The following is a 20,229-nucleotide window of genomic DNA, read 5'->3' on the forward strand; positions in this document are numbered from 1 at the left end:
GGTCACTTGCCTCAATATATGAGTGACTATAACATGCCTTTTAGTCTTCGGAATATCACCGCACTTCGGCGGATGATAAACAGCAAATTGAGTAAGGCCAGGATGTCAAATACGCCAATCGAACTTAAGGGCAGTAGCTTCACCTTATCTGTCGTTCATTTGCACGATGCAAATCCCGAGGTTATTCGTCAGGCGTTAGAAGACAAAATCGCCCAGGCTCCCGCTTTTTTACGTCATGCGCCGGTGGTGGTCAACATCAGCAGTATTGAAGAGAGCGTCGACTGGCGCCCGATGCATGAAGCTATCGTCGCCACCGGTTTACGCATCATGGGCGTGAGCGGGTGTAAAATTTCCCGCCTGAAAACGGAAATCGACCGCGCCGGGATCCCGCTACTGACGGAAGGAAAAGAGAAAATCGTTCGTCAGGCGCCGCCGCCGGAACCCGTCGCACCGCCACCAGTTGCTACGCCGATCACAAAAACGCGTTTGATTGATCTGCCGGTACGTTCCGGTCAGCGCATTTATGCGCCACACTGTGATCTAATTGTTACAAACCATGTGAGTGCCGGCGCGGAACTTATCGCTGATGGTAACATCCATGTGTATGGCATGATGCGGGGACGTGCGCTGGCTGGCGCAAGCGGCGACAGAGATGCCCAAATATTTTGTACTAACCTCGCGGCGGAACTGGTGTCCATCGCAGGGGAATATTGGCTGAGCGATAACATCCCAGCTGAATTTTATGGCAAAGCGGCGCGCCTGCGCTTAGGCGACGGCGCTTTGACAATTCAACCGTTCAATTAATCCCTTTTTAACAAGGAATTTCTATGGCACGCATTATTGTTGTGACTTCGGGTAAAGGGGGCGTTGGTAAGACCACCTCCAGCGCGGCCATCGCTACTGGTTTGGCCCAGAAGGGAAAGAAAACTGTCGTTATCGACTTCGATATCGGCCTGCGTAACCTCGACCTGATTATGGGATGCGAGCGTCGGGTGGTTTATGACTTCGTCAACGTTATCCAGGGCGATGCCACTCTCAATCAGGCGCTAATCAAAGATAAGCGTACTGAAAATCTCTATATCCTTCCGGCTTCTCAGACCCGTGATAAAGACGCGCTGACCCGCGAAGGCGTAGATAAAGTTCTTGAAGAACTGAAAAAGATGGATTTCGATTTTATTGTCTGCGACTCCCCTGCGGGCATCGAAACCGGCGCGCTGATGGCGCTGTACTTCGCTGACGAAGCCATCATCACCACTAACCCGGAAGTCTCCTCCGTGCGCGACTCCGACCGTATCCTTGGTATTCTGGCCTCCAAATCCCGCCGCGCGGAAAATGGCGACGAGCCGATCAAAGAGCACCTGCTGCTGACGCGCTACAACCCAGGCCGCGTGAACAAAGGCGACATGCTGAGCATGGAAGACGTGCTGGAAATTCTGCGCATCAATCTGGTGGGCGTGATTCCGGAAGATCAGTCCGTGCTGCGCGCATCGAACCAGGGCGAGCCGGTCATTCTGGATACCGTTTCAGATGCGGGTAAAGCCTATGCGGATACTGTGGATCGTCTGCTCGGAGAAGAACGTCCTTTCCGCTTCATAGAAGAAGAGAAGAAAGGTTTCCTCAAACGCCTGTTCGGAGGATAAATTATGGCATTACTCGACTTTTTTCTCTCGCGAAAAAAGAACACGGCTAACATTGCGAAAGAACGCCTGCAAATCATCGTCGCGGAGCGCCGCCGCGGCGACGCGGAGCCACATTACCTGCCGCAGCTGCGCAAAGATATCCTGGAGGTCATCTGTAAATACGTACAGATAGATCCTGAGATGGTCAGCGTACAGCTGGAACAGCGCGATGGTGATATTTCGATTCTCGAGCTGAACGTGACCCTGCCAGAAGCTGAAGAGTCGAAACCCTGACCCTGTTGTCTTATTAACGGCATCTCGCCGTAGGATTAAAAAAACCGGCCACGCCACGCGCGGCCGGTTTTTTATGGCCTGAATAGCGCCCGGCGCTAGCGAGGATAGTCGTTGAGCAGCGCTTTCAGACGATCGGCCATCAATTCACCACGCCAGCCGGAAACCAGCTCTGGCTCGCCGTTTTTCGTTTTCAGCTGCCAGTGCCAGTTCAGCAGTTGGTTGATCTGGCGGCGCGACGCCAGCAGTTCGGCGCTCACCCCCTTCTCGGCGCTCACTTCCTGTACCAGCGCTTTAATATCTTTAAAGGCTTTGCGGTACCCCGGCATATCGATCAGGTTTTGCAGCGGCTCAGGCAGCGCCGATTCCGGCAAGGCCTGCGCTTTCTCAACCAGGCTAATCAGCGTCTTACCATGGAAGCGAATTTCGCTCCCGGATAAACCGAGGCTATCAAGTTCGCCGAGGCTGGTCGGCATATAGCGCGCCACGCTCCATAGATGCTCTTCGCGTACCACAAAGTTCACCGCCAGGTTACGCTCGCGCGCTTTGCGCAGACGCCACTCCGCCAGCAACTGCAGGCAGCCCAGCTGACGCGTACGCAGTTGCCAGGCGTTACCGATTTCCCGCCACGCATCCGCCGGGTCAAGGACTTCCTGACGGCGCTGCTGCATCAGGTGGCACTCGTTTAACGCTGCCGGCAGCCAGCCCGCGTGGTCGGTTTCCGCCATTAATTTGCTGGCTATCGGCAACAGATACCAGACATCGGCGGCTGCATATTCGCACTGACGCTCGGTCAACGGACGGGCCAGCCAATCGGTGCGTGATTCGCTTTTGTCCAGCGCAACGCCGGAATACTCTTCAACCATTGAAGCGAAGCCCCACGACATCGGGCGCCCGCAGAAGGCGGCCAGAATCTGGGTGTCGATAAGCGGCTGCGGCATCAGGTTGAACGCGTTGAGGAAGACTTCTAAATCTTCGCTGCCCGCATGCAGGTATTTGGTGACATCCTGGTTGAGCAGCAGCTCGCGCATCGGCGCCCAGTCGTTGATGGTCAACGGATCGATCAGAGAAACCTGTTTGCCGTCGAACAGCTGCAGCAAACCAAGCTGCGGGTAGTAGGTGCGGGTGCGAACAAACTCGGTATCCAGCGCAACCGCGGGTGCCGAGCTTGCCGCTTCACAGATAGCGCGCAGGCCATCGTCGGTGGTGATCATCTGATAGTTCAAATCATACTCTCTTAACTTGCGCCCATAAAAAACGCCGGCTTAGCCGGCGCGAGATTAATGACAAACCTCATGCAATCGTTGGGCTTGCAGATTGCACCAGACAAATAACAAGGAAAATCAATGTATTGATTTTCGGCTGATAACCACAAAGAAGGAAAAACCACGCTTTTTCCTTCTTTGTCAGTAATCTTGACGCCGGCTTCGCCGGCGCCTGGCGACTCACTCGTTACTTAGCCTTTATTGTCTACTTTAGCACGGGCTTCGTCACGCAGTTCTCGTCGTAAAATTTTTCCGACGTTGGATTTCGGTAGCTCGTCACGGAACTCCACCAGCTTCGGTACTTTGTAGCCGGTCAAATGGCGACGGCAGAAAGTAATCAGCGCTTCTTCGGTTAACGCGGCATCTTTCTTCACCACGAAAATTTTTACCGCTTCGCCGCTACTGCCGGACGGTACGCCGACGGCGGCCACTTCCTGTACGCCGGCGTGCTGCATCACAACATCTTCGATTTCATTCGGATAGACGTTAAAACCGGAAACCAGAATCATATCTTTTTTACGATCGACGATCCGCAGGAAGCCTTCATCATCCATCACCGCGATATCGCCGGTATGGAGCCAGCCATCTTTAATGATTTCATCGGTGGCATCCGGACGCTGCCAGTAGCCCAGCATCACCTGCGGCCCTTTGATGCAAAGCTCGCCCGGCTCACCCGGCGCGACTTCATTATCGTCATCATCGACCAGCTTGGCTTCGGTCGATGGCACCGGCAAGCCGATGCTGCCGCTGTGGTAGTCGATATCATGCGGGTTGACGCTCACCAGCGGCGAGCACTCCGTCAGGCCGTAGCCCTCCAGCAGATACTGACCCGTCAGTTTCACCCAGCGCTCCGCTACCACCTGCTGCACCGGCATGCCGCCGCCGGCGGAAAGATGCAGTGAAGAGAAATCAAGCTGCTGGAATTCTTTATTGTTCAATAGCGCGTTAAACAAGGTATTCACCCCGGTCATCGCGGTGAAAGGATATTTTGCCAGCTCTTTTACCAGACCCGGAATATCGCGCGGATTGGTAATCAGCAGGTTCTGCCCGCCGAGTTCGATAAACAGCAGGCAGTTCATGGTCAAGGCGAAGATGTGGTACAGCGGCAGCGCGGTCACTACCAGCTCTTTACCACGGTGCAGTAGCGGACCGTAGGTCGCATTCACCTGTTCAAGGTTAGCCAGCATATTGCGGTGGGTCAGCATCGCCCCTTTCGCCACGCCGGTGGTACCGCCGGTGTACTGCAGGAAGGCAAGATCGTCCGCGACGATTTCCGGCTTCACGTACTGCATACGGTAGCCATGCTGCAGGGCGCTACGAAATGAGATGGCGTCCGGTAGATGATATTTCGGCACCAGCCGCTTAATGTACTTCACCACAAAGTTGACTAACGTCCCTTTGGCGGTAGAGAGCTGGTCGCCCATTCGCGTCAGGATGACGTGTTTTACCTGGGTTTTATCGACTACTTTCTCCAGGGTATGTGCGAAGTTGGAAACGATCACAATCGCCGCCGCGCCGCTGTCATTGAGCTGGTGCTCCAGTTCGCGCGGGGTATACAGCGGGTTAACGTTGACGGCAATCATTCCGGCACGCAGGATCCCAAACAGCGCCACCGGATATTGCAGCAGGTTAGGCATCATCAGCGCGACGCGATCGCCCTTCTGTAGCCCTAATCCTTGCTGGAGATAAGCGGCGAAAGCGCGGCTGCGCTCTTCCAGCTTACGGTAGGTCATCACCTCGCCCATGTTGATAAATGCCGGCTGATCGGCATAACGGGTAGTGGCGTGCTCAAACAATTCAACCAGGGATTGATAGCGGTCAGGATTTATCTCCGCCGGAACATCGGCGGGATAACGGTTTAGCCAAACCTTTTTCACTGCTTCACCTCTGAAATAGTTATTCGTCGTCATCACAGCCCCTGATCAACAAACATTTTGTTAACATTATATTAACTCAGCGTACCAGTTTATTAATTAGGCGTTTTTCAGGTTGCGAAGCGCGTCACTATTTATTTTTCTTATGAGACTAAAAAACACGAAACAGCGGGCTAGCCGCTGTTTCTATTCCATTATAAAAACAACAAAATCATTCCGTTACGACGTTTCTGACCTCTGCCGGGCCCGGGTTATACCAACCCCAGCCGCCGTATCCGTAGCCCCATGGGCGCGGGCCGAGCATCCACGGGTCAATGGGCTGCGGCGGCATCACCACCTGCTGCACCACGTTCCAGCGTTTATAGCCGGTAGCATTCATCAACATGAATTTATACGGCGTTGCGCCAACTTTACCGTCGACAACGCCGCTAATCGGCCCAACCACGGTTACCAGCTGGCCGCGGAAATCGACCGGGTCAAGGAAACCGCTCACGTCGGCGAGGATACGGCCGCGTGAAGGTTCGCCCAGTTCCGGCCGTGCGCCGCTATCCAGCGGTACGGTGGCAATTTCTAAGCGGGTTTTCCCCTGCTGATTCTGCACGTTGACGACCTTACCGCCAAAACGTGCTTCCTGGCCGATATACAGCTGCGGCGCGTTCATCACCCGCACTAAATCCTGCTGCGGCGTAGGGCTGGTGCCTTTAATAACATCCGGCACCGACACGCAACCGCTTAGCGCAACGGCAACCGCCGCGGCTAACAGCCAACGGACGCCCTGTTTTTGACCCGCCATGATGCGACTCCTTCTCTCAGTCTTCTCTCTACTGAGATTCACTCGCGGCCAGGAAGTTTCTTCCACGCCACTTCGTTTCGCAAATAAACTGGTTCCGCATGCTCAACGGCCACGGTTTTTCCTGCCGCCAGCAGATGAATGGCCAGCGGCAGCATATCTTCAGCCGCCGGCAGTTCAATCTCGCCGCTGCTTAAAATCAGCCCGCTCTCTTTCGCCAGATCCGGCCACGCCTGCCAGCCGGTGCCGACGGTAGCCCATTCGCCAGAAAGCAGCGCCAGGCGTTCGGCAACCGCAGCCGGTTTGAGAACCGCTTCAGTTTCTTCACCGTGCCAGACGCCATTTTCGTCGCGCTGATACTCAGCCCAGTACACTTCTCCCATACGCGCATCGATGGCCGCCAGCACGCGAGTAGCGCCGGTTTTGCGCCACGCGCCCTGCGCCATCGTCGCCAGCGTAGAAACGCCGATCATCGGCAGCTCAGCGCCCAGCGCCAGTCCTTGCGCAATGCCGATACCAATACGTACGCCGGTAAAGCTGCCCGGACCGCGGCCAAAGGCCAGCGCGTCAAGTTCATTCAGCGTAGTGCCGCTTTCAGTGAGGACCTCCTGCACCAGAGGCAGGATACGTTGGGTGTGTTCGCGGGGACAAATTTCAAAATGGGCGCTCAGGGCGCCATCATTCCACAGCGCCGCGGAGCACGCCTCCGTGGCGGTATCGATAGCCAAAATTCGCATGGGTGGTCACGCTCTCGTTACATAATCCAGGTTTTAGGGCGGTAAATTCATCGGCTGACGGACTCACCGCCGCCGCACCGCCCGAAATCCATTGGGGATAGCTGATTAACAAAATGGCGCGCAGCTTACCACATTTTGCGACGGATTACCTTGCCGGCGGCACGGCGAGAAAGCGTACCGCCCGGCGGATATCACGGGTCCGCGGCGCGGGTGGCAGGCTGGCCAGGAACACGGCGCCATAGGGGCGCATCACCAGCCGGTTGTCACAGATAACCAGAACGCCGCGATCGTCGATATCGCGGATCAGGCGCCCCACGCCTTGTTTGAGGGTAATGACGGCATCCGGCAACTGAACTTCATCGAACGGGTCGCCGCCGCGCAGGCGGCAATCTTCCATTCGCGCTTTGAGCAGCGGATCGTCCGGCGAGGTAAACGGCAGCTTATCGATAATCACCAGCGACAGCGCGTCGCCGCGCACGTCAACTCCTTCCCAGAAGCTACTGGTCGCCACTAATAGCGCATTGCCGGCGCTAACAAACTGCTGCAGCAGTTGGCCTTTGCTGGTCTCTCCCTGCAGCAGTACCGGCAGCGTCATGGTGGCGCGGAACTGCTCAGCCAGATCGCGCATCATGGCATGCGAGGTGCAGAGCATGAAGCAGCGTCCATCGTTGGCCTCAATCAAGGGTTTCAACATTGCCGCCAGATGACGGGCAGCGCCAGGCTGATTCGGTAGCGGTAGGTTACGCGGTACGCAGAGCAGCGCCTGATGCTGATAATCAAATGGGCTGGGCAACAGCAGCGTCTGCGCGTCATCAATGCCGAGACGAGCGGTAAAGTGGTGGAGATCGTCATTCACCGACAGCGTCGCCGAGGTAAAGATCCAGCTCCCCGATTTTTGCGCCATTACCTCTTTAAACTTCTCTGCCACCGTTAACGGCGTCAAGGCGAGGGTAAAATGACGCGACGTGCATTCATACCAGTAGCTATAGCCAGGCTGATTGATCTCCTTGAGCCGCTTCAGGCGGCCACGGTAGAGCGTCGCGCGCTCAAAGGCGGCGTCGAGCAGCGCCGAACGGCCAAGGGAGAGTTTGGCGACGTCGTAACACAGTTCAAGCGCGTCATCGAGCAGCAGCAGCGCGCGCTGAATGTGGCTATCCGCCAGCAGTTCGCGCAAGTTGCCGCGATAGCCCGGATCGCCCAACTGCAGCCGAAAATCCTGCGCGCTTTGCGCCAGACGATCGGCGCATTTTTGCAGCTGTTGGGTATCTTTCAGTTCGGTACGGTAGGCAATGGTAATGTCTTTGGCCAAATCCAGCAGCTGGCGGCTGGAGAGCGACTGGCCAAAATACTGGCTGGCGATATCCGGCAACTGATGGGCTTCATCGAAGATCATCACTTCCGCTTCGGGGATCAGTTCGGCAAAGCCGCTCTCTTTTACCACCATATCGGCAAGAAACAGGTGATGGTTGACCACCACCACGTCAGCATCCATCGCCTTCTTACGCGCTTTAACCACAAAACAATCTTTGTATAACGGGCAGTCGCTGCCGAGACAGTTATCGTTGGTGCTGGTGACCAGCGGCCAGGCCTGAGAATCTTCGGCGACGCTGGCGCATGTGCTGATATCGCCATCCTGCGTCTGATTAGACCAGGAGCGCAGAAGAATAACGTCACTTAACGTTTGTACCGGCAGATCGCCGCCCGCCAGCGCCTGCTGCTCAAGGCGTTCAAGGCACAGGTAGTTTGAGCGCCCTTTTAACAACGCCAGTTTGCCAGTGAATTTAAGCGCTTTAGCGACGGTCGGCAGGTCGCGGCTGTAGAGCTGATCCTGCAGCGCTTTCGAACCCGTGGAGATGATCACCTTTTTCTTCGCACGCAGCGCGGGCGCCAGATACGCGTAGGTTTTACCGGTGCCGGTCCCTGCTTCCACCACCAGCGGCCGGGAGGCTTCAATGGCCTCACTCACCGCTACCGCCATCTGGCGCTGCGGCTCGCGCGGCTTAAATCCCGGTATCGCCATGGCCAGCTGGCCGTCTGCTGCAAAATCGTCGATCACGTTGCCCCCTGGTTATTTGGACAGTGATTATGTCAGGGAGGACGGCGTTTCGCCAGCCCGGGTAGTGACGCGGACGGAACATTATGGCAGTCTTGCCGCAGCCAAATGGATAGAACAACGAGGAAAGATAAATGACAATTACGCGTATTGATGCCGAAGCCCGCTGGTCTGATGTGGTCATTCACAACCAAACCATTTACTACACCGGGGTGCCGGAAAACCTCGACGCCGACGCGTTTGAACAGACCGCCAACACCCTGGCGCAAATTGACGCGGTGCTGGAAAAACAGGGCAGCAATAAGTCACGTATTCTTGATGCCACCATTTTCCTGGCCAATAAAGATGATTTTGCGGCGATGAATAAAGCCTGGGACGCCTGGGTGGTTGCCGGTCACGCGCCGGTGCGCTGTACCGTACAGGCGACCCTGATGAAGCCGCAGTATAAAGTTGAGATTAAAATCATCGCCGCGGCGTAGTTACTCGTCTTCTTCGTCATCTTCGAAGCGCGCTACTATCCGGTCGCCGGTATGCGTGGCGCGCAGTTCATCGGCCACCAGGGCGATTGCCTGGCCGCTGCTCATCCCCTGCGCCATCAATTCCTGAATACGTTCGACCGCTTTTTGCTGTTGCTCATGGCTCAGCGAAGGTAAACCTGCAAACATCACTCACTCCTGCTACATTGTGGGGCGTAATTATTTCACGCCGTCCGCCATTTCGCCAGTGGGCGGCACATTAGGATCGAGGTTAATGTTGTCCCCCGCTATTATTACCCTGCCCTGGCGTGCGGATGCCGCCGAACGCTATTTCGCGCCGTTAAGCGCGATGCCGTGGGCGATGCTGCTGCACTCCGGCTTTGCCGATCATCCGTATAGCCGTTTCGATATTATCGTCGCCGAACCGCGCGCGACGCTGGTTACCCGCGGCGAGCAAACCTGGGTCAACGACGGTGAAGGCGAATTTGTCTCGCAGGACGATCCGCTGCAGCTGCTGCAACAGCAGTTGGATCGCTGTCAGTTAACGCCGCAGGCCGATGAAAACCTGCCGTTTCTCGGCGGCGCGTTGGGGTTATTCGGCTACGATCTTGGCCGCCGCTTTGAACGTCTTCCCGCGCAAGCGCAGGCTGATATAGCCCTGCCGGAGATGGCGGTCGGCATTTATGACTGGGCGCTGATCGTCGATCATCAACGCCAGCAGGTATCGCTACTGAGCTACGACGATCCGCAACAGCGCCTGCAGTGGCTGGAATCGCAAACGCGCCAGCCGGCTGAATCTTTCTCCCTGACCTCCAGTTGGCAATCAAATATGAGCCGCCAGCAGTACGGCGAAAAATTCCGCCAGGTGCAGGCGTATCTGCGCAGCGGCGACTGTTATCAGGTCAACCTGGCGCAGCGTTTCCAGGCCCGCTATCGCGGCGACGAATGGCAGGCATTTTGTAAGCTTAATGCCGTTAACCGCGCGCCGTTCAGCGCCTTCATTCGCCTGGCGGAAGGGGCGATTTTAAGCCTGTCTCCGGAGCGATTTATTCAATTGCATCAGGGCGACATCCAGACGCGCCCCATTAAAGGCACGCTGCCGCGACTCGACTCTCCGCAAGAAGATGCGCGCCAGGCGGTAACGCTTGCCCACTCACCGAAAGATCGCGCAGAAAACCTGATGATTGTCGATCTGATGCGCAATGATATCGGCCGCGTCGCCGTGCCGGGCAGCGTTCGCGTACCGGAACTGTTTGTGGTTGAACCTTTCCCGGCGGTGCATCACCTGGTGAGCACCATCACCGCACGATTGCCTGCTACGCTTGATGCCAGCGATCTGCTGCGCGCGGCCTTCCCTGGCGGCTCTATTACCGGCGCGCCAAAAGTTCGCGCTATGGAGATTATCGATGAACTTGAACCGCAGCGACGCAACGCATGGTGCGGCAGCATTGGTTATCTCAGCCTGTGCGGCAATATGGATACCAGTATTACTATCCGTACGATCACCGCCTGGCAGGGTCAGCTGTACTGTTCCGCGGGCGGCGGTATCGTGGCGGACAGCGAAGAGGCAGCGGAATATCAGGAAACTTTTGATAAAGTTAACCGTATTCTGCATCAACTGGAGAGCTAGAACATGGCGGCTAACGCCCTCGACCTGGACGACTTTCTTTCCCGTTTTCAGCTGCTGCGCCCGCAGCCCTCGCCGCAGTCGCTGAACCAGCGCCAGGCGGCGGTACTGGTGCCGATTGTCCGTCGCCCGCAGCCGGGACTGTTGCTGACCCAGCGTTCGCCGCTGCTGCGCAAGCACGCGGGCCAGGTCGCCTTCCCCGGCGGCGCAGTTGATAACACCGACACAACGTTAATCGCCGCCGCGCTGCGCGAGGCGCAGGAAGAAGTGGCGATCCCGCCGGAAGCCGTTGAAGTGATCGGCGTGCTGCCGCCGGTCGACAGCGTCACCGGCTTTCAGGTGACGCCGGTTGTCGGCATAATCCCCCCGAACCTGCACTATCATGCCAGTCAGGACGAGGTGTCTGCGGTGTTTGAAATGCCGCTTGAAGAAGCGCTGCGCCTGGGTCGCTACCACCCGTTGGACATCCATCGGCGCGGTAATTCACATCGCGTCTGGCTATCGTGGTACCAACATTATTTTGTCTGGGGAATGACCGCCGGCATTATTCGCGAGCTTGCGCTGCAAATCGGCACCCGTCCTTAGCTATAATAAGTAATGAGAAGCCGCGCGCACTATTAGTAAAACCAAGGTTATCCATTAGTTTAATTCATGTGAATAGTTAAGCTGACAACCCGGTTCCCTCTTACACTATGCGCAGTTATTACATCGTTACCGCAACCGCGGTAACCCTGTCAGGAGTGTTATCGTGATTAGTATATTCGACATGTTCAAGGTGGGGATTGGTCCCTCATCTTCCCATACTGTAGGGCCGATGAAGGCCGGTAAACAGTTCGTCGATGACCTGGTCGAAAAGGGATTGCTTAATGAAGTGACGCGCGTCGCCGTTGACGTCTATGGGTCGCTTTCATTAACCGGCAAAGGCCACCATACGGACATCGCCATTATCATGGGACTGGCGGGCAATCTGCCTGCGACGGTCGATATTGACGCGATCCCGGCATTTATCCGCGACGTTGAAACCCGCGGCCGTCTGCTGCTGGCAAACGGGCAACACGAAGTCGACTTCCCGGCGGATGACGGCATGCGTTTTCGTAGCGACAACCTGCCGCTGCACGAAAACGGCATGACTATCCATGCGTGGGCCGGCGAGAAAGAAATTTACAGCAAGACTTACTATTCAATCGGCGGCGGTTTTATCGTCGACGAAGAGCATTTCGGCAAAGAAGACGCGAGCGAACTGCAGGTTCCGTATCCGTTTAAATCGGCGCAGGAAATGCTGGGCTACTGCAAAGAAACCGGTCTGTCGCTCTCCGGCATGGTGATGCAAAACGAACTGGCGCTGCACAGCAAGCAAGAGATCGAAGCCTATTTCGAAAACGTCTGGCAAACCATGCGCGCCTGTATCGATCGCGGCATGAACACCGAAGGCGTGCTGCCGGGGCCGCTGCGCGTGCCGCGACGCGCTTCGGCGCTGCGTCGTCTGCTGGTCGCCAGCGATAAACTGTCTAACGACCCGATGAATGTTGTCGACTGGGTGAACATGTTCGCGCTGGCGGTCAATGAAGAGAACGCCGCAGGCGGCCGCGTCGTTACCGCGCCGACCAACGGCGCCTGTGGTATCGTTCCGGCAGTGCTCGCCTACTACGATCACTTTATCGAATCCGTCAGCCCGGATATCTATATTCGCTACTTTATGGCCTCCGGCGCGATTGGCGCGCTGTACAAGATGAACGCGTCCATTTCCGGCGCCGAAGTCGGCTGTCAGGGCGAAGTCGGCGTGGCCTGTTCAATGGCGGCGGCGGGGCTGGCTGAACTGCTCGGCGCCAGCCCGGAGCAGGTTTGCGTGGCGGCGGAGATCGGCATGGAACATAACCTCGGCCTGACCTGCGACCCGGTCGCCGGCCAGGTTCAGGTGCCGTGCATCGAGCGAAACGCTATCGCCTCCGTGAAGGCGATTAATGCCGCGCGTATGGCGATGCGCCGCACCAGCGAACCGCGCGTCTCTCTCGATAAAGTTATCGAGACCATGTACGAAACGGGTAAAGACATGAACGCCAAATATCGCGAAACCTCTCGCGGCGGCCTGGCGATCAAAGTCCAGTGTGACTAAAACACGTCTGTGAAATGCGCCCTTTCCGGGCGCATTTTTCTTTTTCTCCCACCAACTTATCTTACCCACTACACTTGCTTTAAGCCGGCTGTTACTCTTATTCCTCTATTTAGCCGACAGGGCGCCTCGCATGCAAAATGCACAGAAGGTCATTTCGACGTACCGCCGCAAGCGCATTCTGGTGTGCCTGGCCGTTGCATTTCTGACGCTTGCCGTCACCCTGACAATCCGATTTATTTCACAGCGTAGCCAAAATCAACAGCGCATCCAGACGGTGACCCGCAATATGGTGATCGCGATGGACAATATCCTGCAGCCGCTGGCGGCAAAACACGCTACCCTGCTGAGTATGGTCGGCAAACCCTGTCAGGATGTGCATCTTGAGCTGCGTAAAACCGCGGCCACTCTGCAGACCGTACGCTCAATCATCCTTGTTCAGTCCGGGATGGCCTACTGCTCCAGCATTTTTGGCCCGCGCCATGTGGCCATTCATCAGCTACAGCCCACGCTGCCGACGGTAAAGCCGCTGCTGGCCTTTTCAACCGATAACTCGCTGCTCAAAGGCACGCCGGTACTGATCCAGTGGTATCCCTCCACCGTGAGCGGCGCCGACGGCGCGTTGTTAATTATCAATATCGAGCTGCTTGGCGAATTGATTCTCAAAGAAAAATCATCGCTCATAAGCGACATCAGCCTCACGGTCGGCAACAAGAGTTTTCTCAGCGATGTCGGCGTCGTCGAAAGTCATCAGTTGCCGGGTCTGCCGATAATTTACCGGCAAAGTTCCAGCCAGTTCCCCTTTACCATCAACATCAGCGGCCCAGGAGCCTCCGCGGTGGCCTTAGAAGAGCTGCCCGCTGAATTACCGCTGGCGCTGATGTTCAGCCTGTTGATGACCGGTATCGCCTGGCTGACGACCGCAGGACGAATGACTTTCTCGCGCGAAATTACCCTGGGTATCGCCGCCCACGAGTTCGAGGTATGGTGCCAGCCGCTGCAGGATTTACGTACTCAGGAATGTTGCGGCGTGGAAATTTTGCTGCGCTGGAACAATCCGCGCCGCGGAAATATCTCGCCGGATGTTTTTATCCCTATTGCTGAAGGCTACAACCTGATAGTCCCCCTCACCCGCTACGTCATCGCTGAAACCGCCCGTCGGCTGCATTATTTCCCGCAGGATGCCAATTTTCATATTGGTATTAACGTGGCGGCGCGTCATTTCAGCAACGGCGAGCTGCTGCGCGATCTGCACACCTATTGGTTCAGCGCTAATCCGGTACAGCAGTTGGTGGTCGAGCTGACTGAACGCGATGTCCTGCGTGAGGGCGATCATCACATGGCGGAGCACCTGCATTTTAAAGGCGTCCAGCTGGCCATTGATGACTTCGGCACCGGCAACAGTTCTTTGTCCTGGCTGGAAAAACTCCGCCCGGATGTACTGAAAATTGATAAATCTTATACCGGCGCCATTGGTATTGACGGCGTCAACGCGACGGTGACCGATATGATTATCGCCCTGGCGCACCGGCTCAAAATCGTCACCATTGCCGAAGGGGTGGAAACTCAGGAGCAGAAGATTTACATGCGCAGCCACGGCGTGGATTTACTACAGGGATATTATTATGCCCGCCCGTTACCGGTAGAGGATTTTCCGCGCTGGCTGGCGGAAGAGAAGCACCGTCTGGCGGCGACTGGGAGTAAAAAACAACCCGCCGGCCAGGTTTAGCCCGGCGGGTTCGGCATTACTCTTCTTCGTCGTTATCGTGGACGGTTTTAATAACCCGTACCAGATCGACGCGGTAATCATTCGCTTCAACGATGGTGAACTGCAGCGGCGGCAGTTCGACAACATCGCCTACCCGCGGGATATGACCGTTCGCGGAGATAACCAACCCGGCAACGGTCGCGATATCATCGTCTTCGTTGACCAGGTCGTCCAGCCCCAGCGCCTGCTGTAGCGCATGGAGGTCGGTTGAACCTTTGATGAGCCAACCCTCGCCATCCAGCACAATTTCCGGCGTTTCGTCGGCATCCGGGAACTCACCGGCGATCGCTTCCAGGACGTCCAGCGGCGTCACCAGCCCCTGCACCACGCCAAATTCGTTGGTGACGATGACAAAGCTACCGCGCGCCCGGCGCAGCACGCCCAGCAGGTTGATCGGGTCCAGCGTTTCCGGCACCACAATCGCCGGAGAAGCGGAAGCCATTGCGGCAACGTTCTCGCCCGCTTCCAGCGCCACCAGCATCTCTTTGGCGCGTACGATACCGATGATTTCATCAAGCTCGCCGCGGCAAACTGGGAACATGCTGTGCGGAGACGAAAGCAGCTGGCGACGAATTTCTTCTTCGCTCTGCTCAGCATCCACCCAGCTAATTTCGCCTCGCGGGGTCATGATGCTGCGCAATGAGCGCTGCGCCAGGGTCAGCACGCCGTTAATCATATAGCGTTCTTCTTCAGCAAACGCGCCTTCCGGCACCGGCACTGCCGCCGGGCTATCGCTATCGTGCGCGACAGCCGCCTGTTTGCGACCGCCCATCAGGCGCAGAATCGCATCAGCGGTACGCGCACGCAGCGGCAACGTCGACTGGTGGCGGATAAAGTTACGCCGCGCCACCTGGTTAAAGAATTCAATGGTAATCGAGAAGCCGATCGCCGCGTACAGGTAGCCCTTCGGAATATGGAAGCCAAAGCCTTCAGCCACCAGACTCAGACCAATCATCAGCAGGAAGCTCAGACACAGCACCACAACCGTCGGATGTTGGTTCACGAAGCGGGTTAACGGCTTCGAGGCCAGCAGCATCAGGATCATCGCAATAACGACCGCAGCCATCATCACCGGCAAATGGTTCACCATGCCGACGGCGGTAATCACCGCATCAAGCGAGAAGACGGCATCCAGCACCACAATTTGTAGCACTACCACCCAGAAGCTGGCATAGCCTTTGCCGTGACCGGCATCATGCTGGCGGTTTTCCAGTCGTTCATGAAGTTCTGTCGTCGCCTTGAATAGCAGAAAGATACCGCCGACCAGCATGATCAGATCGCGCCCGGAGAACGAAAAATCGCCTATGCTTATCAAAGGCTTGGTCAACGTGACCATCCACGAGATAACCGAGAGCAGTCCCAGGCGCATAATCAGCGCCAGCGACAGGCCGATGATACGAGCCTTATCACGCTGTTTTGGCGGCAGTTTATCGGCAAGGATGGCGATAAAGACCAGGTTATCGATACCCAGAACAATTTCGAGGACTACCAACGTCAGCAGGCCAGCCCAGATGGTGGGATCCATTAAGAATTCCATGAGCGGCTCCCGTTAACGACAGCGGTAGTCATCGCGATGTCATGCACCGGCGAAACAATAGTTGCTGGTAAAAAAGCGTGTGTGGTTGAGGCGGCAGACGAGTGCCTGAGGGTGAAAAGACGTCGATGACGGTCCATACGGCGGGCTATGCCCTATACTCCTGAGTAATTAAACGGAAACTAAACATAGCAAAATATAGCGCAGAATTGGCAAAAATTTACCTGTCTTTGCAATAGCTAAGGCTATTTTTTGCGCTGCGAAATTATTGATTATTGAAGCGTAATTTACGGAGCTCCATCACATTAATTATTTTTTCACTATCTAAAATAATTCGCGGTAGTAATTAATTTAGATCTTACACCCTTACTGAATCGATTTTTCCACAAGAGTGATTCAGGATGTATCAGACCAGATGATGCATTCACCATAATAACGGAGGTAGCAAGTGACGATTGCTATTGTAATAGGCACACATGGTTGGGCTGCAGAACAACTGCTGAAAACCGCAGAAATGCTGTTGGGCGAGCAGGAAAACGTTGGCTGGATCGATTTCGTTCCCGGCGAAAATGCCGAAACGCTAATCGAAAAGTACAATGCACAGCTGGCAAAACTGGATACCACAAAAGGCGTGCTGTTCCTCGTCGATACGTGGGGCGGTAGTCCATTCAACGCGGCAAGCCGCATTGTTGTTGATAAAGAAAACTATGAAGTGATCGCTGGCGTCAACGTCCCGATGCTGGTTGAAACCTTCATGGCCCGCGATGACGATCCGTCGTTTGATGAGCTGGTGGCGCTGGCGGTGGAAACCGGTAGCGAAGGCGTGAAAGCGCTGAAAGCCAAACCGGTTGAAAAAGCGGCGCCGGTACAGGCCGCAGCGCCGAAAGCGGCGGCACCCGCTAAACCGATGGGGCCAAATGATTACATGGTGATTGGCCTGGCGCGTATCGATGACCGTCTTATCCACGGCCAGGTTGCGACCCGCTGGACCAAAGAGACCAACGTCACCCGCATTATCGTGGTCAGTGATGAAGTTGCCGCCGATACGGTGCGTAAAACGCTGCTGACCCAGGTGGCTCCTCCGGGCGTGACCGCTCACGTTGTTGATGTCGCGAAAATGATTCGCGTCTACAACAACCCGAAATACGCCGGCGAGCGCGTCATGCTGCTGTTCACTAACCCAACGGACGTTGAACGTATTGTTGAAGGCGGCGTGAAAATTACCAGCGTCAACATTGGCGGTATGGCTTTCCGTCAGGGTAAAACGCAGGTGAATAACGCGATTTCGGTCGATGAAACCGATATCGAAGCATTCAAAAAACTGAATGCCCGCGGTATTGAACTGGAAGCGCGCAAAGTTTCCACCGACCAGAAACTGAAAATGATGGATTTGATCGCCAAGGTGGATAAATAACCCGGCGCTCGTGAGCCAATTTTCACTTTAAGACTTTATCAACAGGAGAAGTACAATGGAGATTACCCTTCTTCAGATTGTGCTGGTGTTCATCGTCGCGTGTATTGCGGGTATGGAGTCGGTACTTGATGAATTTCAGTTCCACCGTCCTCTGGTCGCCTGTACGTTAATCGGCGCCGTTCTCGGTGACATGAAAACCGGTATCATCATCGGCGGTACGCTGGAAATGATCGCCCTCGGCTGGATGAACATCGGTGCGGCGGTTGCGCCTGATGCCGCGCTGGCATCCATTATTTCTACCGTACTGGTTATCGCTGGCCACCAAAGCATTGGCGCCGGTATCGCGCTGGCTATCCCGCTGGCGGCGGCAGGCCAGGTTCTGACCATTATCGTTCGTACCATTACCGTTGCCTTCCAGCACGCGGCGGATAAAGCCGCTGAAAACGGTAACCTGACGGCCATCTCCTGGCTGCACGTTTCCTCGCTGTTCCTGCAGGCGATGCGTATCGCCATCCCGGCGGTTATCGTAGCCATCTCTGTCGGCACCAGCGAAGTTCAGGGTCTGCTGAACGCCATTCCGGAAGTGGTGACTGGCGGTCTGAATATCGCAGGCGGCATGATCGTCGTCGTCGGTTACGCGATGGTCATCAACATGATGCGCGCGGGCTACCTGATGCCGTTCTTCTATCTCGGTTTCGTCACCGCGGCCTTCACCAATTTCAACCTGGTTGCGCTGGGTGTGATTGGTGCCGTCATGGCCATTCTCTACATTCAGCTGAGCCCGAAATATAACCGCGTAGCGGGTGCCCCGGCTCAGGCGGCTGGTAACAACGATCTCGATAACGAACTGGACTAACAGGTGAGCGAAATGGTTGATATGACTAAAAATACCACCGAGAAAAAACTCACTCAGAGTGATATTCGTGGCGTGTTCATTCGTTCTAACCTGTTCCAGGGTTCATGGAACTTCGAACGTATGCAGGCGCTGGGCTTCTGCTTCTCTATGGTTCCGGCAATCCGTCGCCTGTACCCGGAGAACAACGATGCGCGTAAGCAGGCTATTAAGCGTCACCTTGAGTTCTTCAACACCCATCCATACGTCGCGGCGCCGGTACTCGGCGTAACGCTGGCGATGGAAGAACAGCGTGCTAACGGCGCGGAAATCGACGATGGCGCAATCAACGGTATCAAAGTCGGTTTGATGGGGCCGCTGGCAGGCGTTGGCGACCCGATCTTCTGGGGTACCGTGCGTCCGGTATTCGCCGCGCTCGGCGCCGGTATCGCGATGAGCGGTAGCCTGCTTGGTCCGCTACTGTTCTTCATCCTGTTCAATGCCGTGCGTCTGCTGACCCGCTACTACGGCGTAGCATACGGCTATCGGAAAGGCGTGGACATCGTTAAGGATATGGGCGGCGGCTTCCTGCAGAAACTGACCGAGGGGGCATCAATCCTCGGCCTGTTTGTCATGGGGGCTCTGGTTAACAAATGGACGCATGTCAATATTCCCCTGGTGGTTTCCACGATCACCGGTCAGGATGGTCAGACTCGTGTGACCACCGTGCAGACCATCCTTGACCAGCTGATGCCGGGACTGGTGCCGCTGCTGCTGACCTTCGCCTGTATGTGGCTGCTGCGTAAGAAAGTCAATCCGCTGTGGATCATCGTTGGCTTCTTCGTCATCGGTATCGCCGGCTATGCGGTCGGCCTGCTGGGTCAATAATCGTCACGTAGTAGGCCGGGGGCAGCTTTGTCCCCGGCTTTTTTTTAGCGTAAAAACGTGTACCTGTACGCAGGTCCACGCTGCCTGGAGGATCAATGGCAATCACGGAGCTGGTGCTCATTCTGTTTATCGTCGCCCTGGTGGCTTTCGCTATCTACGACCAATTCATCATGCCGCGCCGCAATGGCCCCACCCTGCTGTCAATCCCCCTGCTGCGTCGTGGACGCGTCGACGGGATGATTTTCGTCGGCCTGACGGCGATTCTCATCTACAACAATATTGCCAACCACGGCGAAATAATCACCACCTGGTTATTATCTGCGCTGGCATTAATGGGGTTATATCTGTTCTGGATCCGTACGCCGCGAATTCTGTTCAAAAAGAGCGGTTTTTTCTTTGCCAACGTGTGGATTGAATATCCGCGCATTAAAGCAATGAATTTGTCGGAAGACGGCGTACTGGTGATGCAATTAGAGCAGCGGCGCCTGCTTATCCGCGTACGAAATATCGACGATTTGGAAAAAATATACAAACTACTCGTTACTAGTCAATGAGTTATAGATATAGCCTGCGCTATATTTCCGCCATTCATCGCTGTCGGAATATATAGCCATGGCTATATTTACTCCCCTCACTCCGTTATATTATTTAACCAATCCTTCACTTAATATTTTAAATGAAAATCGTTATCATTTATTGTTGCTAATATTATTTTTCTGTGATTGTTTTATCTTCTAAAAATATGTTAAGGTTGCGCCCGTCGTTGGGGAGTAGCCGATTTTCCGCAAGTGGAAAATGTACGTGTCAACATACTCGTTGCAAAACGTGGCACGTACGGGTTGAGCGGTCGTTCAATCAGGCGAGACCATAGATACATCACTGCTGTACGTTATGCTCAAGCTCCGCGTATATTTACTGGGGGCAGCGATGTGTCATATGGATATTCCCCGG

General features: G+C 55.6%; 19 protein-coding genes and 1 riboswitch. Of the genes, 12 read left to right on the plus strand and 7 right to left on the minus strand.

Annotation, left to right across the window (positions count from 1 at the left end):
- Window positions 1-102: 102 nt before the first annotated feature.
- The 3 genes from minC to minE are packed head-to-tail and all read left to right on the plus strand — an operon-like array spanning window position 103 to window position 1,913.
- Window positions 103-804: a septum site-determining protein MinC gene (gene minC / locus ACSEMK_RS13450; protein WP_087860575.1), complete on the plus strand. Its 702-nt coding sequence runs from the start codon at window positions 103-105 to the stop codon at window positions 802-804.
- A gap of 23 nt (window positions 805-827) precedes the next feature.
- Window positions 828-1,640 carry a septum site-determining protein MinD gene (minD, locus tag ACSEMK_RS13455; protein WP_015366054.1) on the plus strand — a complete coding sequence of 271 codons (813 nt, stop codon included), beginning with the start codon at window positions 828-830 and terminating at the stop codon, window positions 1,638-1,640.
- Between the two features lie 3 nt (window positions 1,641-1,643).
- On the plus strand, window positions 1,644-1,913 hold the full coding sequence (minE, locus tag ACSEMK_RS13460; protein ID WP_015366053.1) for a cell division topological specificity factor MinE: 270 nt from the start codon (window positions 1,644-1,646) through the stop codon (window positions 1,911-1,913).
- Between the two features lie 95 nt (window positions 1,914-2,008).
- Here minE and rnd read toward each other — a convergent pair whose 3' ends face one another.
- The 5 genes from rnd to ACSEMK_RS13485 all read right to left on the minus strand — a co-directional run bounded on the left by rnd (window position 2,009) and on the right by ACSEMK_RS13485 (window position 8,632).
- Window positions 2,009-3,124 carry a ribonuclease D gene (gene rnd, locus ACSEMK_RS13465; RefSeq protein ID WP_213794575.1) on the minus strand — a complete coding sequence of 372 codons (1,116 nt, stop codon included), beginning with the start codon at window positions 3,122-3,124 and terminating at the stop codon, window positions 2,009-2,011.
- 242 nt (window positions 3,125-3,366) lie between these two features.
- Window positions 3,367-5,052 (minus strand): long-chain-fatty-acid--CoA ligase FadD, encoded by a 1,686-nt coding sequence (gene fadD, locus ACSEMK_RS13470; protein WP_087860573.1) that lies wholly within the window; start codon window positions 5,050-5,052, stop codon window positions 3,367-3,369.
- 208 nt (window positions 5,053-5,260) lie between these two features.
- The gene (locus tag ACSEMK_RS13475) at window positions 5,261-5,842 is read right to left on the minus strand and encodes a Slp family lipoprotein (RefSeq protein WP_045390409.1); all 582 of its coding nucleotides are present in this window, start codon (window positions 5,840-5,842) and stop codon (window positions 5,261-5,263) included.
- Window positions 5,843-5,880: 38 nt separating this feature from the next.
- Window positions 5,881-6,576, minus strand: coding sequence for a tRNA (adenosine(37)-N6)-threonylcarbamoyltransferase complex dimerization subunit type 1 TsaB (tsaB, locus tag ACSEMK_RS13480; protein WP_087860572.1), 696 nt, complete (start codon window positions 6,574-6,576; stop codon window positions 5,881-5,883).
- A 145-nt stretch (window positions 6,577-6,721) separates the two neighbouring features.
- On the minus strand, window positions 6,722-8,632 hold the full coding sequence (locus ACSEMK_RS13485) for an ATP-dependent DNA helicase (RefSeq protein WP_087860571.1): 1,911 nt from the start codon (window positions 8,630-8,632) through the stop codon (window positions 6,722-6,724).
- Window positions 8,633-8,763: 131 nt separating this feature from the next.
- Between ACSEMK_RS13485 and ACSEMK_RS13490 the strand changes: the two genes are divergently transcribed.
- Window positions 8,764-9,108 (plus strand): RidA family protein, encoded by a 345-nt coding sequence (locus tag ACSEMK_RS13490; protein ID WP_015366047.1) that lies wholly within the window; start codon window positions 8,764-8,766, stop codon window positions 9,106-9,108.
- Here the strand turns inward: ACSEMK_RS13490 and ACSEMK_RS13495 are convergent, their stop codons facing one another.
- On the minus strand, window positions 9,109-9,294 hold the full coding sequence (locus ACSEMK_RS13495; RefSeq protein ID WP_045376054.1) for a YoaH family protein: 186 nt from the start codon (window positions 9,292-9,294) through the stop codon (window positions 9,109-9,111).
- Window positions 9,295-9,379: 85 nt separating this feature from the next.
- Between ACSEMK_RS13495 and pabB the strand changes: the two genes are divergently transcribed.
- The 4 genes from pabB (at window position 9,380) to ACSEMK_RS13515 (ending at window position 14,571) form a co-directional block, all read left to right on the plus strand.
- Window positions 9,380-10,735: an aminodeoxychorismate synthase component 1 gene (pabB, locus tag ACSEMK_RS13500; protein ID WP_308958434.1), complete on the plus strand. Its 1,356-nt coding sequence runs from the start codon at window positions 9,380-9,382 to the stop codon at window positions 10,733-10,735.
- Window positions 10,736-10,738: 3 nt separating this feature from the next.
- Window positions 10,739-11,317, plus strand: a complete 579-nt coding sequence (locus ACSEMK_RS13505) for a CoA pyrophosphatase (RefSeq protein WP_430914542.1) — start codon at window positions 10,739-10,741, stop codon at window positions 11,315-11,317.
- Between the two features lie 163 nt (window positions 11,318-11,480).
- Window positions 11,481-12,845: an L-serine ammonia-lyase gene (sdaA, locus tag ACSEMK_RS13510; RefSeq protein WP_015705929.1), complete on the plus strand. Its 1,365-nt coding sequence runs from the start codon at window positions 11,481-11,483 to the stop codon at window positions 12,843-12,845.
- A gap of 130 nt (window positions 12,846-12,975) precedes the next feature.
- Window positions 12,976-14,571, plus strand: a complete 1,596-nt coding sequence (locus ACSEMK_RS13515) for an EAL domain-containing protein (RefSeq protein ID WP_308958432.1) — start codon at window positions 12,976-12,978, stop codon at window positions 14,569-14,571.
- A 16-nt stretch (window positions 14,572-14,587) separates the two neighbouring features.
- Here the strand turns inward: ACSEMK_RS13515 and yoaE are convergent, their stop codons facing one another.
- Window positions 14,588-16,147, minus strand: a complete 1,560-nt coding sequence (gene yoaE / locus ACSEMK_RS13520) for a CNNM family cation transport protein YoaE (protein ID WP_045390395.1) — start codon at window positions 16,145-16,147, stop codon at window positions 14,588-14,590.
- Between the two features lie 445 nt (window positions 16,148-16,592).
- Here yoaE and manX point away from each other — a divergent pair, with 445 nt between their 5' ends.
- The 4 genes from manX (at window position 16,593) to ACSEMK_RS13540 (ending at window position 19,832) form a co-directional block, all read left to right on the plus strand.
- Window positions 16,593-17,558, plus strand: coding sequence for a PTS mannose transporter subunit IIAB (gene manX / locus ACSEMK_RS13525; protein ID WP_087860567.1), 966 nt, complete (start codon window positions 16,593-16,595; stop codon window positions 17,556-17,558).
- A 55-nt stretch (window positions 17,559-17,613) separates the two neighbouring features.
- Window positions 17,614-18,414, plus strand: coding sequence for a PTS mannose/fructose/sorbose transporter subunit IIC (locus tag ACSEMK_RS13530; RefSeq protein WP_015366039.1), 801 nt, complete (start codon window positions 17,614-17,616; stop codon window positions 18,412-18,414).
- A 12-nt stretch (window positions 18,415-18,426) separates the two neighbouring features.
- Window positions 18,427-19,278 carry a PTS mannose transporter subunit IID gene (locus ACSEMK_RS13535; protein WP_015366038.1) on the plus strand — a complete coding sequence of 284 codons (852 nt, stop codon included), beginning with the start codon at window positions 18,427-18,429 and terminating at the stop codon, window positions 19,276-19,278.
- Window positions 19,279-19,373: 95 nt separating this feature from the next.
- Window positions 19,374-19,832, plus strand: a complete 459-nt coding sequence (locus tag ACSEMK_RS13540; RefSeq protein ID WP_045365667.1) for a DUF986 family protein — start codon at window positions 19,374-19,376, stop codon at window positions 19,830-19,832.
- 199 nt (window positions 19,833-20,031) lie between these two features.
- Window positions 20,032-20,181, plus strand: a riboswitch (yybP-ykoY riboswitch).
- Window positions 20,182-20,229: the final 48 nt, after the last annotated feature.

Source organism: Klebsiella sp. K-3, from assembly GCF_051207495.1.
Classification (GTDB): domain Bacteria; phylum Pseudomonadota; class Gammaproteobacteria; order Enterobacterales; family Enterobacteriaceae; genus Klebsiella; species Klebsiella aerogenes.

What these genes read in the sequence shown, in the direction of transcription:
- minC (WP_087860575.1), top strand. Translation starts at nt 103, where the DNA reads ATGTCAAATACGCCAATCGAACTTAAGGGCAGTAGCTTCACCTTATCT.
- minD (WP_015366054.1), top strand. Translation starts at nt 828, where the DNA reads ATGGCACGCATTATTGTTGTGACTTCGGGTAAAGGGGGCGTTGGTAAG.
- minE (WP_015366053.1), top strand. Translation starts at nt 1,644, where the DNA reads ATGGCATTACTCGACTTTTTTCTCTCGCGAAAAAAGAACACGGCTAAC.
- rnd (WP_213794575.1), bottom strand. Translation starts at nt 3,124, where the DNA reads ATGATCACCACCGACGATGGCCTGCGCGCTATCTGTGAAGCGGCAAGC.
- ACSEMK_RS13475 (WP_045390409.1), bottom strand. Translation starts at nt 5,842, where the DNA reads ATGGCGGGTCAAAAACAGGGCGTCCGTTGGCTGTTAGCCGCGGCGGTT.
- tsaB (WP_087860572.1), bottom strand. Translation starts at nt 6,576, where the DNA reads ATGCGAATTTTGGCTATCGATACCGCCACGGAGGCGTGCTCCGCGGCG.
- ACSEMK_RS13490 (WP_015366047.1), top strand. Translation starts at nt 8,764, where the DNA reads ATGACAATTACGCGTATTGATGCCGAAGCCCGCTGGTCTGATGTGGTC.
- ACSEMK_RS13495 (WP_045376054.1), bottom strand. Translation starts at nt 9,294, where the DNA reads ATGTTTGCAGGTTTACCTTCGCTGAGCCATGAGCAACAGCAAAAAGCG.
- pabB (WP_308958434.1), top strand. Translation starts at nt 9,380, where the DNA reads ATGTTGTCCCCCGCTATTATTACCCTGCCCTGGCGTGCGGATGCCGCC.
- ACSEMK_RS13505 (WP_430914542.1), top strand. Translation starts at nt 10,739, where the DNA reads ATGGCGGCTAACGCCCTCGACCTGGACGACTTTCTTTCCCGTTTTCAG.
- ACSEMK_RS13515 (WP_308958432.1), top strand. Translation starts at nt 12,976, where the DNA reads ATGCAAAATGCACAGAAGGTCATTTCGACGTACCGCCGCAAGCGCATT.
- yoaE (WP_045390395.1), bottom strand. Translation starts at nt 16,147, where the DNA reads ATGGAATTCTTAATGGATCCCACCATCTGGGCTGGCCTGCTGACGTTG.
- ACSEMK_RS13530 (WP_015366039.1), top strand. Translation starts at nt 17,614, where the DNA reads ATGGAGATTACCCTTCTTCAGATTGTGCTGGTGTTCATCGTCGCGTGT.
- ACSEMK_RS13535 (WP_015366038.1), top strand. Translation starts at nt 18,427, where the DNA reads ATGGTTGATATGACTAAAAATACCACCGAGAAAAAACTCACTCAGAGT.
- ACSEMK_RS13540 (WP_045365667.1), top strand. Translation starts at nt 19,374, where the DNA reads ATGGCAATCACGGAGCTGGTGCTCATTCTGTTTATCGTCGCCCTGGTG.